Source organism: Paraburkholderia sp. CNPSo 3272 (assembly GCF_024206495.1).
Taxonomy (GTDB): domain Bacteria; phylum Pseudomonadota; class Gammaproteobacteria; order Burkholderiales; family Burkholderiaceae; genus Paraburkholderia.
On the sequence record NZ_JAMBPQ010000006.1, the window covers coordinates 274336 to 287974 of the forward strand.

Genomic DNA, 13639 nt, shown 5'->3' on the forward strand with positions numbered 1-13639 from the left:
GATGGCGCGATACTTCTCGTGATACTGTCCGGCCGTGATGGACGCGGGTGTAGCGCCATGAATTAAAGAAATACAACGCGCAGAGCTACATCGGAGACACGCATGAAACTGGCAACACGCATGGTAAGCGGGTTGGTCGCTGCGGCGGCCGCTTTCTCGTTGGCGGCGGGCGTCGCACACGCCGAAGACAAGCAGATTACGCTAGGTTTTGCGCAGGTCGGCGCGGAAAGCGCCTGGCGCACGGCAAACACGGTGTCGGTCAAACAGGCCGCCAAAGACGCCGGCATCAACCTCAAGTTCTCGGACGCCCAGCAGAAGCAGGAAAACCAGATCAAGGCGATCCGCTCGTATATCGCCCAGAAGGTGGACGTGATCGCGTTCTCGCCCGTGGTCGAATCGGGCTGGGAGCCGGTGCTTCAGGAAGCCAAACGCGCCAAGATTCCCGTGATCCTCACGGACCGCAACATCGACGTGAAGGACCAGTCGCTCTACGTGACGATGATCGGTTCGGACTTCATGGAAGAAGGCCGCCGCGCGGGCAAGTGGCTTGAAGATCACTACAAGGACAACCCCGGCCCGATCAATATCGTCGAGCTGCAGGGCACCGTGGGTTCCGCGCCGGCCAACGACCGTCACTCGGGCCTCATGGAAGTGATCAAGAACGATCCGAAGTTCAAGATCATCGCGTCGCAAAGCGGCGACTTCACGCTGGCCGGCGGCAAGCAGGTCATGGAAGCGTTTGCGAAGACGTATGGAAACAAGATCAACGTGGTCTACGCGCATAACGACGACATGGCGCTCGGCGCGATCCAGGCCATGGAAGAAGCCGGCATGAAGCCGGGCAAGGACATCAGCGTCGTGTCGTTCGACGCCACCAAAGGCGGCTTCCAGGCGATGATCGCCGGCAAGATGAATGTCGACGTGGAGTGCAGCCCGCTGCTCGGGCCGCAGCTCATGAGCGCCGTGAAGGACGTGGTGGCGGGCAAGCAGTTGCCCAAGCGCATCGTGACGAACGAAACGGTGTTCCCGGAGGACGTGGCGGCACAGGTGCTCCCGTCGCGCAAGTACTAAACTTCGCTGCAAGCGGCGCGGCGTGCTTCGTTGCCCTTAGTATTTAAGGAGTTGACTCAGCACACCGCGCGCTCTGGCCTCTTTCACGGTTGCTTATGAGCGTTGCCCCGATCCTCGAAACCGTCGGTCTTACCCGAACCTTCCCCGGCGTGCGTGCGCTCGACCGGGTCGATTTTCGTCTGTACCCCGGCGAAATCCATACGCTGATGGGGCAGAACGGCGCCGGCAAGTCCACGCTCATCAACGTGCTGACCGGCGTGCACCAGCCCGAGGCGGGCGAGATACGCCTCGCGGGCGAGGCGGTGCACTTCCCGACGCCGCAGATGGCGGAAGCCGCCGGCATCCAGACGCTCTACCAGGAGGTCAATCTCTGCCCGAACCTCTCGGTCGCGGAGAACATTTTCGCTGGCCGCCAGCCGCGCAAGCGCGGCCTCGGCCTGATCGACTGGAAAACGATTCATCGCCGTGCGGCAGAAGCGCTCGCGGAACTGAATCTTTCGCTCGACGTCACGCAGTCGCTCGACACCTACCCCATCGCCATGCAGCAGATGGTGGCGATCGCGCGCGCGGTGTCTGTCGATGCGCGCATTCTCATTCTCGACGAACCGACTTCGAGCCTCGACGAAGGCGAAGTCGCGCGCCTGTTCGAGGTGCTGCGCAAGCTGAAAGCGTCGGGCATCGCGATCCTGTTCGTCACGCATTTTCTCGAGCAGACCTATGCGATCTCCGACCGCATCACGGTAATGCGCAACGGCGAGCGCGAAGGCGAATATCTTGCCGCCGATCTGCCGGTGCAAACGCTGGTCGCGAAGATGGTGGGCCTGCAGAACGCGGGCGAACGGCTCACGCAAGCCGAAGCCGCACACGGCGAAACGGCGGCAACGAACGCCGAACCGTACCTTGCTGCGCAAGGCGTGGCGCGCCGCGGCGTGCTCAATCCGCTCGATCTGGAAGTGCAGCCGGGCCAGATTCTAGGCCTCGCCGGCCTGCTCGGTTCGGGCCGCACCGAAACCGCGCGCCTGCTGTTCGGCGCGGACAAAGCCGATGCGGGAACGGTGCACATCAATGGCAAAGCGGTGAAGCTTTCTTCGCCGCGCGACGCGGTGCGCCACGGCATGGCCTATTGTCCCGAAGACCGCAAAAAGGAGGGCATCGTCGCCGATCTGTCGATACGCGAAAACATCGTGCTCGCGCTGCAGGCGCAACTGGGCTGGTGGCGCATGATCCGGCGCTCGCGCCAGCGCGAACTGGCCAACGAATATATCGAGCAGCTCGGCATCAAGGCGCGCGACGCCGAGCAGCCTATCGGCCTGCTTTCGGGCGGCAACCAGCAGAAGGTGCTGCTCGCGCGCTGGCTTGCGACGAAGCCGCGTTTGCTGATCCTCGACGAACCCACACGCGGCATCGACGTGGCCGCCAAGTTCGAAATCATGGACCGCGTGCGCGCGCTCTGCGCAAAGGGCCTCGGCATTCTGTTCATTTCGTCGGAGATCAGCGAGGTGGTGCGTGTCTCCGACCGCATCGCCGTGCTGCGCGACCGGCGCAAGGTGGCCGAGCTTTCGGGCGCGGCGCGCTCGGAGCACGAAGTCTACGACCTCATTGCCGGAGACCGTCGATGACGCGCCCCGCCCTCCCCGCCTGGCTTTCGCTCGTCATCCGGCATCCGCTGGTGTGGCCCGCGGTGACGCTCATCGCCCTTTTCGTCGTCGACGTCGTGCATCGCGGCAATTTCCTCTCGATCACGATGCTGGGCGGCCACCTGTTCGGCGCGCCCATCGACATCCTCATGCGCGCCGCGCCGCTCGTCGTGGTGTCGCTCGGCATGACGCTCGTGATCGCCACGCGCGGCATCGATATTTCCGTGGGCGCCGTGGTGGCGATCGCGGGTGCGGCGGCCGCCACGGTGCTCGCCGCCGATCCTTCGCGCGTGGGCCTCGCGTTCGGCGCGGCGCTCGCGGTGGGGCTGCTCGCCGGCATCTGGAACGGGCTGCTCGTCGCGTTCGTCGGCATGCAGCCGATCATCGCCACGCTCATTTTGATGGTGGCTGGCCGCGGTGTGGCGCAGCTGCTCACGGGCGGGCAGATCATCCCCATCGGCGCGCCCGGTTATCTCTTCGCGGGCGGCGGCTATTTCGCGCTGATCCCGTGCGCCGTCTGGATCGCGATTGCCGTTACCGCGCTCACCGCGCTCATCGTCAATCGCACGGCGCTCGGCCTGTTCATCCGCTCGATCGGCGTGAATCCGGTGGCCGCGCGGCTCGCGGGCCTGTCGTCGCAAGCGGTGGTGTTCGGCGCGTACGCGTTCTGCGGCGTGACCGCCGCGATTGCCGGCATTCTCATCAGCTCGAACGTGCGCAGCGCAGACGGCAACAACGCGGGCCTGCTGCTCGAACTCGACGCCATTCTCGCCGTGACGCTCGGCGGCACCTCGCTGCTGGGCGGCCGCTTCAGCCTCGCGGGTACGGTGCTCGGCGCGCTCATCATTCAGACGCTCACCTACACCACCTATTCGATCGGCGTGCCGCCCGAGGCCACGCTCGTCGTGAAGGCCGTGGTCGTGCTGCTCGTGTGCCTGATCCAGTCGCCCGCCGCGCGTACCTTCGCTTTTCAACAACTCAAACGCATCGCTCTCGCGCGCCGCGTGCGCGCCTGAGTCGTCATGCACCCATTCGGGGGAAGCCGAGCATGAACCGCCCTGCCCTGTCCTTTTCGAACACGCTCGCAGCGTGCCGGCGCGGCGCCACCCGCTTCGTCGATCCGCGCGTGCTGCCCATCGTCGTGACCGTCGTGCTCTTTGCCGTGCTGTTCGGCTTCGGCTCGGTCATGTACACCGGCTTCTTCTCGCTTCAGGTGGCCTTCGGGCTGCTGGTCGATAACGCGTTCCTGCTGATCGTCGCCATCGGCATGACGTTCGTGATCATCTCGGGCGGCATCGATCTTTCGGTCGGCGCCGTGGTCGCGCTCACGACGATTCTCTGCGCCGTGGGCACCGAGAAGCTGCACTGGCCCGTGCTCGTCGTCGTGCCGCTCGTGTTGCTCTGCGGCGCGCTCTATGGCGCGGCAATGGGCGCGCTGATCCACTTCTTCCGGCTGCAGCCCTTCATCATCACGCTCGCAGGCATGTTCCTGGCGCGCGGCACCTGCTTTCTCATCACCACCGAATCCATCCAGATCAACGATCCCGGTTTTCACGCGCTCTCCGAATTCAGCATTCCGGTAGGCAGCGGCTCGCTGACCACGGGTTCGCTCACGGCCATCGCCATGCTCGCTGCGGGCATCGTCATCGCGCACTTCACGCGTTTCGGGCGCAACGTCTACGCGATCGGCGGCAACGAGCGCTCCGCGCTGCTCATGGGCCTGCCGGTGGCGCGCACCAAGATCGGCGTGTATGCGCTCTCGGGCTTCTGCTCGGCGCTCGGCGGCGTGGTGTTTACGCTCTACGTGCTCTCGGGCTACGGGCTGCAGGCCCAAGGCATGGAACTCGACGCGATCGCCGCTACCGTGATCGGCGGCACGCTGCTCACGGGCGGCGTGGGCTATGTGATCGGCTCGGTGTTCGGCGTGGGCATCCTGGGCACGATCCAGACGCTCATTACCTTCGACGGCACGCTGAGTTCATGGTGGACGCGCATCGTGATCGGCGCGCTGCTCTGCGCGTTCTGCCTCATGCAGCGCGCGACCGAGCGCCACGCCGCGCGCCGCAAATCGACGGGCACAGGACGCGGCGCACCGCGCACCGCTCGCCCGCGCACGCAAGCCGCCACGCCGATGGACCAGGCCAAGCTCGCCAGCCCGCCGCCGCACATGCAGGAGGCAAAAGGCGGTGCGTAAGCCGCTTGTCATGGACGATCGTCGCCATGGCAGCGCGTATGGAGTAGTTACGGGTATACATGGATTAGGAGGCCTCATCACGCTGCACTAAGATTTTTGCGGTACCGTCGGCGCCTGGCGAACCCATGTTCGCTGCGGATGTCTAGCGCGTTCCCCCGGTACTGGCCAGTATCTGCACGCTTTTCGACGAAAAGTCGCCTACATCGACCACGATGACAAGACCGGAGGAAAACATGGCGCAGGATCGGGATGACGCAAAAGACGGTAAGAGCTTGATCGACACGGGCCGGCGCGGCCTGATGCAGGGTGCGGGACTGGGCGCGGCGCTTTCGCTGCTCGGTGCGGTGGGCGGCGGCGGATTCATTTCCACGGCGCAGGCCGCCGAGTCGGGCTTCCCTTCGCACAAGAAGTGGAAGATCGTGTTCGTCAATCACGTCACCACGAATCCGTTCTTCGTGCCGACGCAATACGGCATTCAGGACGCGTGCTCGCTGCTCAACATGGACTACCAGTGGACCGGCTCGGCCACGTCCGACGCGGGCGAAATGGTGCGTGCCGTGAATTCGGCCATCGCCGCGAAGGCCGACGCGATCGCAGTGCCGATCGTCGACCCCACCGCCTTCGACAAGCCCATTCAGGCAGCGCTCGACGCGGGCATCCCGGTCTTCGCGTACAACGCCGATGCGCCGCGCGGCAAGAAGAACCCGCGCCTCGCCTATATCGGCCAGGACCTGTATCTCTCGGGCTACCAGATGGGCGAGCGCATCGTGAGCCTGATCGACAGCGGCCTCGTCGGCCTGTTCATCGCCACGCCTGGCCAGCTCAACATCCAGCCGCGTCTGGACGGCGCGAGCGACGCCATCAAGAAGTCCGGCAAGAAGATCGACATCCAGACCGTGGCCACGGGCGCGACCGTCAACGAAGAGCTTTCGAAGATCAAGTCGTTCTACCTGGGCCACCAGGACCTCAAAGGCATGTTCGCCGTGGATGCGGGCAGCACGCAGGGCGTCGCGCAGGTGATGAAGGAAAACAACCTGCCTTCGAAGGGCGTGCACGGCGGCGGCTTCGACCTGCTGCCGACCACGGTTCAGCTCATTCACGAAGGCTACCTCGACTTCACGATCGACCAGCAGCCGTACGTGCAGGGCTTCTACACCGTGATGCAGGCATTCGTGACGCTCGCCTCGGGCGGACTGGTCGGGCCGGCCGACACGAACACGGGTCTGAAGTTCGTGACGAAGGAAACCGTCGAGCCGTACCTCAATACCTCGACGCGTTTCGAAGGCAAGACCACCAAGCCGCAAATCGTTCCGATGAGCGGTGCGATCAAGTCGTAATGAACCCAGTGCAATGAACTACGAGTGATGAACTCTGTGAACGAAACCGGCAAGGCTGAAGTCTCCGCGCGGGCTGTTGTCCGCCCGCGCGGGCAATGGCTCTCCGCGTGGGCGCCCGAGTTGCGTATTCTGCTCGTGGCGATGATCCTCGCGGCGTACTTCGAATTTTCAAACCGGGATTTCCTGCTCACCAACGCGAGTCTCGTCAACCTCTCGCAGTTCATCGCGCCGGTGGCGATCATCGCGTTCGGCGAAATCATGCTGATGATCGGCGGCGACATCGATCTCTCGGCGGGCATGGTGTTCGCCTTCGCGCCGTTCATGATGGTGTTCGCCAACGACGCGGGCGCGCCGATGTGGCTCGCCGTGATCGCGGGACTCGTAGCCGCGGGAATTGTCGGCTTCGTGAACGGGGCCGTGACCGTGTGGCTGCGCCTGCCCTCGTTCGTCACGACGCTCGGCACGCTCTTTCTCATCAACGGCATCACGCTCACCATTTCGCGCGGCACGCCGGTGCAGACGCCGGGCTCGCCCGAATTCGCGGCCTTCATGGGCGCGTGGGGCTATAGCGAGATCCTCTGGACTATCGTGATCGCCTTTGCCATGCACGTGCTGTTGCGCCACACGCGCTGGGGCCTGCATACGCAGGCGGCGGGTGCGAATCCGCTAGGCGCGAGCGAGGCCGGTATTCATGTGAACCGGCTGCGCCTCGGCAACTTCATCATTGCCGCCGTGCTCGCGGGCTTCACCGGCATTCTGGAAGGCTTTCGCATCACCTCGATCGACCCGCAGGCGGGCGGCAACCAGATCATGTTCCTCGCCGTGGCTTCGGCCGTGATCGGCGGCACGCCGCTCACGGGCGGCTCGGGCACGATCGTGGGCGGCCTGATCGGCGCGGCGGTGCTCGGCATTCTCAACGACGGCTTCACGCTCATCGGCATCAACGCGTTCACCTTCAACATCATCCTCGGCGCCGCGATTCTCGCCGCCATGGTCTTCAACATCCACGTTGGGCGCCTGCGCCGCAAAGGGAGCCGATGATGGACGAATCGCAAGCCTCCCCCGGCGGCGCAACCGCCACGGCCAACGCCCCGCTCGCGCTGCGGGGCGACAACATCGTCAAGCGCTTCGGCGCGGTCACGGCGCTCGACGGCGTTTCGCTCACGCTCGGCCGCGGCGAAATCCTCGGCATTCTCGGCGACAACGGCGCGGGCAAGTCCACGCTCGTGAAAATCCTCACGGGTTTTCATCAGCAAACGAGCGGCACACTGCAGATCGACGGCAGCGAAACGCTGCTGCGCTCGGTGGACCATGCGCGCTCGCTCGGCATCGAATGCGTTTATCAGGACCTCGCACTGGCGAATTCGCTGAGCATTTACCACAACATGTTCCTGAACCGCGAGATCGTGCGCCGCGGGCCCTTCAAATTGCTCGATCACAAGCAGATGCGCCAGCGAGCGGCGCAGCTGCTCGACGACATCGGCGTGCACGTACCCTCGGTGGACCTGCCTGTGGAGCGGCTTTCTGGCGGTCAGCGCCAGGCGATCGCGGTGGCGCGCGCCGTCCATTCGAACGCAAAGATCCTGCTGCTCGACGAGCCGCTCGCCGCGATGGGAGCGCGCGAAGCGGGTCTCATCATCGATCTCATCATGCGTTTGAAGGAAAAAGGCGGCCTATCGATTATCATGATCATGCACAACTATGCGCAGACGCTCGATATTGCGGATCGCATCATGTTGATGCAGCGAGGCCGCGTGACATACGAACAGCACAGCGCCAATACATCGGTGGCTGAACTGATGGATATCGTGCGGCGGGAATACCGGGCCATGCGCGCCACCAGCGCGTAGTGACCCAATAACAAAGGGGGACGCTCTGATCGGGTAGCCCCCGGCCGGACAATCATGGATTACCGCAATCTAGAGAAACGCAAGAGCATGCACGCGCGCATCGTGCAAGAGCTCGGCATGCAGATCGTGGGCGGCACGCTCCCCCCCGGGCAGCGCCTGCCCGCCGAACCCACACTGTGCGAGACCTACGGCGTGAGCCGCCCGGTGCTGCGCGAGGCCACGCGCGTGCTGGTCGCCAAGGGCCTGGTCGTTTCGAAGCCGCGCGTCGGCAGTGTCGTGCGACCGCGCGAAGAATGGCACATGCTCGACCCCGACGTGCTGTACTGGACCGTCAACAGCATTCCCGAAGGCGAGTTCTTCCGCTCGCTCATGACCGTGCGGCAGATCATCGAACCCGCCGCCGCGGCGCTCGCCGCGATTTCAGCAAACGACGAAGACCGCGCCCGCATTACCGCAGCCTACGCGCGCATGGAGCAGGCGCAAACGGCCGCCGACCTGCTCGAGCCCGACCTGGAATTCCACCGCGCGATCATGGCCGCCACGCATAACAACATGCTGGCGTACATCGGCAACATGCTCTCGCTCGCGCTTTCCGAGTCGATCAAGCTCACTAGCCGCCATCCCAACACGCACGCCCTTTCGTTGCCGCGCCACAAGGCGATTCTCACGGCGATCGAGCACGGCGACGCACTCGCGGCGCGGCAAGCGAGCGTCGTGCAGCTCGACAATGCGCGCGCCGACGCCAAATCGATTCTGGGCGGGGCGGGGCTGGAGACCTGAGGCTCGCAAACTAGAGCAGCGCCGCGCCAGGGCCGCATTGCGGCCCATCGGCGTGCCCTTCCCTCACACTGCGCGCTTGCTGCGGCGGTACTGGTCGAACAGCACCGCGAGCAGCAGAATACCGCCGCGAATCAGGTACTGATAGAACGTCGGTACGTTCATGAGGCTCATGGCGTCTTGCACCGAGCCCATGATCAGCACGCCCACGAGCACGCCCGAGATCGTCGCCACGCCGCCCGTGAGCGACACGCCGCCCAGCACGCAAGCCGAGATCACGCCGAGCTCGAGGCCAACCGAAGTCTTCGGGTCGCCCAGACTCATGCGCGAGGCCAGCATCACGCCCGCAAAGCCCGTAATGAGCCCTTGCAGCACGAACACCGTGATCTTGATGCGCGTGACCGGCAGGCCTGCCAGGCGCGCCGCTTCGCTATTGCCGCCCACCGCGAGCACGTTCTTGCCGAACACGGTTTTCTTGAGCAGGAAGCCGAACACCACGAAGCCGATGATGTTGCTCCAGATCGGGAACGAAATGCCGAGGAAGGAGCCGCCGCCCAGATCGAAGAAGCGCTCTTCGGAGATCATCACGGCGTCGCCGTTCGAGGTGAGGAACGCGAGACCGCGCACCGCTTCCATCATCGCGAGCGTGGCGATCAGCGAGTTGATCTTGAAGCGCGCTATCAGCACGCCGTTCACGAGCCCCACCGCCCCGCCCGCGAGCACGCCGGCCGTAATGCCGAGCAGCACGCTATGCGACTGCGTGATGACCGTGGAGGCCACCACGCCCGCGAAGGCCACGATCGAGGCGACCGAAAGATCGACCTCGCCGAGCGCGAGCACGAACATCATCGTGACGGCGATCGAGCCGATCAGCGTGACGGAGAGCAGCAGGCCCTGAATGTTGCGGGTCGTGAGGAAGTCGGGCACCGTTGCGGATAGCACCGCGAACAGCACCACGAACACCACCGCGATGCCCGATTTGTTGATCATGTCCCAGGCCCGCGCGCGCTGGGGGGTAATCGGCGCGGCGGCTTCGTTGACGGTAGGCGTGCCCTGTGGCTGCATGGCTTCACTCATTTCTGGTTCATCGTTTCGGATCGGTCGCGAGCGTCGATTGAAGACGTTTCAGACGCGACCGGCAAGGCAAAAAAACAGGCTTCAGCGCGGCAGCGCCATCTTGATCAGTTCGTCGGGCGAAGCTTCGGCCTTCGGCAGGCTGCCCGCAATTCGCCCTTCGCGCATCACGATGATGCGGTCCGACACGCCGATCACTTCGGCCAGGTCGCTCGACACCATGATGACGGTCTTGCCCGCTTCCGCGAGCTCGTACAGCAGGTTGTAGATTTCGGCGCGCGCGCCCACGTCGATGCCGCGCGTGGGCTCGTCCATCAGGAACACCTCGATGCGTTCGGCGAGCCAGCGCGACAGAATCACCTTCTGCTGGTTGCCGCCCGAGAGCGTGCCGATGGCCGTGTCGCCGTTGCGCGTCTTGATCGCGAGTTTCTTGATGTAGTCCTGCGCGAGATCGCGCTCGCGCCGCGCGTCGAGGAGGAAGCGCGCGGGGCTGAAGTGGCGGCGCGCGCTGATGTTGAGGTTATCGGCCACCGACGCGATCGCGACGATGCCTTCCTGCTTGCGGTCCTCGGGGCAGAGCGCGAGGCCCGCGCGCACGGCGTCGCGCGGGCTCGCGAAATTGACGCGCTTGCCGCCGAGTTCGACGTGGCCCGCGCTGGCGCGCGTCGCGCCGTAAATCAGCTTCATGAGTTCCGAGCGCCCGGCGCCCACGAGCCCGAAGAAGCCGACGATTTCGCCGCGCCGCGCCGTGAACGATACCGGCTCGGCGAGCCCAGGACCTAGCAGGCCCTTCGCTTCGAGCAGGACGTCTCCCGCTTCGCGCGGACGATAGCCGTACACGTCCTCGATCGAGCGGCCCACCATCGCCGCAATGAGGCGATTGCGGTCGAGATCGGCCACCGAATCGAACGTCTCGATGCGCTTGCCGTCGCGGAACACCGTCACGCGGTCGCAGAGCTCATAGACTTCATCCATGCGGTGCGTGACGTAGATGATCGCGCGGCCATCCGCGCGCAGCGCGTTGATGATGCGAAAGAGGTTCTCCGTCTCGCGCGCCGAGAGCGAGCTGGTCGGTTCGTCGAAGGCGATCACGCGCGCGTCGCGCATGAGCGCCTTGCCGATTTCGATCATCTGGCGCTGGCCGATGGAGAGGTTCTTCACCGGCGTGCGCGGATCGATGCGCTCGCCAAGCCGCTTGAGCTCATCCATCGCGCGCTTGACGAGCGTGCCCTCGTCGAGCACGCCGAGGCGATTGGGCAACTGCCCGAGCATCAGGTTTTCCGCCACCGTCAGCTCGGGCACGAGATGCAGTTCCTGATAGATGATCGCGATACCCGCTTCGAGCGCCGCCTTCGTGGTCGTAAAGCGGTGCTCCACGCCACCCAGCTCGAGCGTGCCTTCCTGCGGCTGGTTCACACCCGATAGCACCTTGAGCAGCGTGGATTTGCCCGCGCCGTTCTCGCCCATCAAGCCGTGTACCTCGCCGGCACGCACTTCCAGCGCCACGCGGTCGAGCGCGCGCACGCCCGGGAAGCTCACGGTAATGCCGTCGAGCTCCAGGTACGCGCGATTCCCCTGTTGAGCGCTCTTCACCGCGTTCGCTTGCGCGCTCGCATCAGTCATCGTTTCAGTCATTGCATCCCTGCCCTTTGCTTCGCCTCAGTCTTCTACGCAGTCCTTAGATACCCAGCTCGCTGCGCACGGCCGTCCAGTTGTCGCGCGTCATCAGCTTGCCGGTGGTCTGCGTGTCGGCGGCCGGCTGCTTGCCGTCGCGGATCCACTCGACGAGGTTCTCGGCACTTTCCTTGCCGTGGTTCGTCGAGCTCACGGCGATCGTGCCGTAGAAGCCCGTAGGCTGCTTCTTCTGGAACTCGGCGAACGCTTCGCCTGCGCCGTTGATGCCCACGCCGATCACGTCAGCCGACGGGATATGCAGCTGTTCGGTCGCGCGCACGGCGCCCAGCACGCTTTCTTCGTTGAGCGCGAACACCACCCACTTCTTGATGTTCGGATGCTGGGCGAGCACCGGCGACGCCGCATTGAAGCCGCCTTCGTCGTCGGTGGTCTTTTGCGGGGCGTCGAAGATGTTTTCCTTCTTGAAGCCGCCGGCCAGCAGCGATTGCGTCGCGCCGTCCGTGCGCAGCTTCGCCGTGGGCAGTTCATAGTCGGTGATACGCAGCGCGCCCACTTCTTCCGGCTTCCAGCCGCGGCGCTTCATTTCGTCGGTGATCGCCTGACCGACCTGATTGCCGATCTTGAGCGCCGACATGCCGAGATGCGGCACGCTGGCGATCGGCTTGCCCGACGAGTCGACGAGCTGGTCATCCACCGTCACGAACTTCATGTTGTAGCGCTTGGCGCGCGCCTGGATCGCCGGCCCGAGACGCACGTCGGGCGCGCAGATCACGAAGCCCTGTGCGCCTTGCGCGCCGAGGTTGTCGATGGCGGCGAGCACCTTCTCGCCGTCCGGCGTGCCGATGTTCACCACCGAGAAGTTCTCCTTCTGGCCGAGCGCCGTGGCGGCCTTCTGCTCGTTGATGAACCATGCCTGTTCCGGCATCTTCACGAGGAAACCGATCTTCACGGGCGAGTCGGCGTGCGCCGCCACGTTCATGCCGAGCGGGGCAATGCACATCGCCGCGAATGCGGCACGAAGGGTCAAACGGCGGATCTTGCTGGTCATGCTCCTGTCTCCTCAGGTGTGGTTTGCTGCGTGTGTAATGCTTGAAAGAAGCGTCGTTAGTGGCCGAAGGCCTCGACTTCGACGTGCCTGCCGAGCAGGAACGCGTCCGCCACGAGGCGCAGCGGGCGCACGTCCACGTCGTCGGTGCCGTGGGCGATCAACCAGTGAAAACGCTCATAGAGCGCCGCATATTCCCGTTCCGCGTCGAGCGCGACCGGCTCGCCCGCAATCGCGAGGCGCTTGCCGCCTTCCGCGATCGAGAGCAGGCCGTCCGTGGTCTCCACATCGATTTCCCATTGCTCGACCGGACCGTGGCGCCAGTCGAACTCGGCGCGCACCGGCACGCCATCGGTGTCGATGCAATCGAGTTCGGCCGCAATCGGCGTGGAGCAATCGCTCGGCACATGCAGCGTCGCGCCCTGCAGCAGAACTTCGCGCGGCAGGATGCGCGTGACGATGGAAAGCGCGTTGATGCCCGGATCGAATACGCCGAGGCCACCCGGTTCCCAGATCCACTGTTGACCCGGATGCCAGCGGCGCACATCTTCCTTCCAGCGCACGTGCACGGCGCGAATGGTGCGCTCGGCGAGCCACGCGCGCGCGGGCTCGACGGCGCTCGCGCAGCGCGAATGCCACGTGGTGAACAGCGTGCGGCCGCGCTTTTGCGCAAGCTCGCGCAGTGCCTCGACTTCGCTCACGCTCGCGCCGGGCGGCTTTTCGAGCATGACGTGCTTGCCCGCTTCGAGCGCGGCGCGCGCCTGCGCGTAGCGAACCTGCGGCGGCGCGCACAGCGAGACGGCGTCGAGATCGGACTCGGCGGCTAACAGCGCACCGATGTCCTTGTAGTTGCGCACGTTCTCCACCTGCGCGTTGCGGCTCGCGCTCGCGACGAGCTCGAACCCCGGATTGCCCGTGATGGCAGGCAGATGCTGGTCGCGCGCAATCTTGCCGACGCCGACGATACCCAACGTATAGGACGCTTTCATGACGTATCTCCGCCCCTTCTTTTCAGGGAG

The 13639-nt window shown here is 64.9% G+C and carries 12 protein-coding genes; 8 read left to right on the forward strand and 4 right to left on the reverse strand.

Features of this window, described 5'->3' with window-relative positions; genetic code table 11:
- Positions 1–102: 102 nt before the first annotated feature.
- From M3I53_RS10710 to M3I53_RS10745, 8 genes are all read left to right on the forward strand, one after another.
- Complete coding sequence (locus tag M3I53_RS10710; RefSeq protein WP_133179094.1) at positions 103–1071, forward strand: ABC transporter substrate-binding protein; 969 nt, start codon at positions 103–105, stop codon at positions 1069–1071.
- A 95-nt stretch (positions 1072–1166) separates the two neighbouring features.
- On the forward strand, positions 1167–2690 hold the full coding sequence (locus M3I53_RS10715) for a sugar ABC transporter ATP-binding protein (RefSeq protein WP_254315916.1): 1524 nt from the start codon (positions 1167–1169) through the stop codon (positions 2688–2690).
- Entirely contained in the window at positions 2687–3724 is a 1038-nt protein-coding gene (locus tag M3I53_RS10720; protein ID WP_309249516.1) for an ABC transporter permease, read from the forward strand. Before M3I53_RS10715 ends, M3I53_RS10720 begins: the two co-directional genes overlap by 4 nt.
- Positions 3725–3756: 32 nt before the next feature.
- Positions 3757–4902, forward strand: a complete 1146-nt coding sequence (gene yjfF / locus M3I53_RS10725) for a galactofuranose ABC transporter, permease protein YjfF (protein WP_254315917.1) — start codon at positions 3757–3759, stop codon at positions 4900–4902.
- Positions 4903–5135: 233 nt separating this feature from the next.
- Positions 5136–6239, forward strand: a complete 1104-nt coding sequence (locus M3I53_RS10730; protein ID WP_254315918.1) for a sugar ABC transporter substrate-binding protein — start codon at positions 5136–5138, stop codon at positions 6237–6239.
- A 27-nt stretch (positions 6240–6266) separates the two neighbouring features.
- Positions 6267–7280 (forward strand): ABC transporter permease, encoded by a 1014-nt coding sequence (locus tag M3I53_RS10735; RefSeq protein WP_254315919.1) that lies wholly within the window; start codon positions 6267–6269, stop codon positions 7278–7280.
- Positions 7280–8089, forward strand: a complete 810-nt coding sequence (locus tag M3I53_RS10740; RefSeq protein ID WP_254315975.1) for an ATP-binding cassette domain-containing protein — start codon at positions 7280–7282, stop codon at positions 8087–8089. The genes M3I53_RS10735 and M3I53_RS10740 overlap by 1 nt, the downstream gene beginning before the upstream one ends.
- Before the next feature lie 54 nt (positions 8090–8143).
- Positions 8144–8869, forward strand: a complete 726-nt coding sequence (locus tag M3I53_RS10745) for a FadR/GntR family transcriptional regulator (protein WP_028202385.1) — start codon at positions 8144–8146, stop codon at positions 8867–8869.
- A gap of 63 nt (positions 8870–8932) precedes the next feature.
- Here M3I53_RS10745 and araH read toward each other — a convergent pair whose 3' ends face one another.
- The 4 genes from araH to M3I53_RS10765 form a co-directional block, all read right to left on the reverse strand.
- Positions 8933–9943: an L-arabinose ABC transporter permease AraH gene (gene araH / locus M3I53_RS10750; protein WP_254315920.1), complete on the reverse strand. Its 1011-nt coding sequence runs from the start codon at positions 9941–9943 to the stop codon at positions 8933–8935.
- Between the two features lie 81 nt (positions 9944–10024).
- Positions 10025–11563, reverse strand: a complete 1539-nt coding sequence (gene araG, locus M3I53_RS10755; protein ID WP_254315976.1) for an L-arabinose ABC transporter ATP-binding protein AraG — start codon at positions 11561–11563, stop codon at positions 10025–10027.
- Positions 11564–11618: 55 nt separating this feature from the next.
- Positions 11619–12623, reverse strand: a complete 1005-nt coding sequence (locus tag M3I53_RS10760; protein ID WP_069265832.1) for an arabinose ABC transporter substrate-binding protein — start codon at positions 12621–12623, stop codon at positions 11619–11621.
- A 56-nt stretch (positions 12624–12679) separates the two neighbouring features.
- Positions 12680–13609 (reverse strand): Gfo/Idh/MocA family protein, encoded by a 930-nt coding sequence (locus M3I53_RS10765; RefSeq protein WP_254315921.1) that lies wholly within the window; start codon positions 13607–13609, stop codon positions 12680–12682.
- Positions 13610–13639 lie beyond the last annotated feature (30 nt).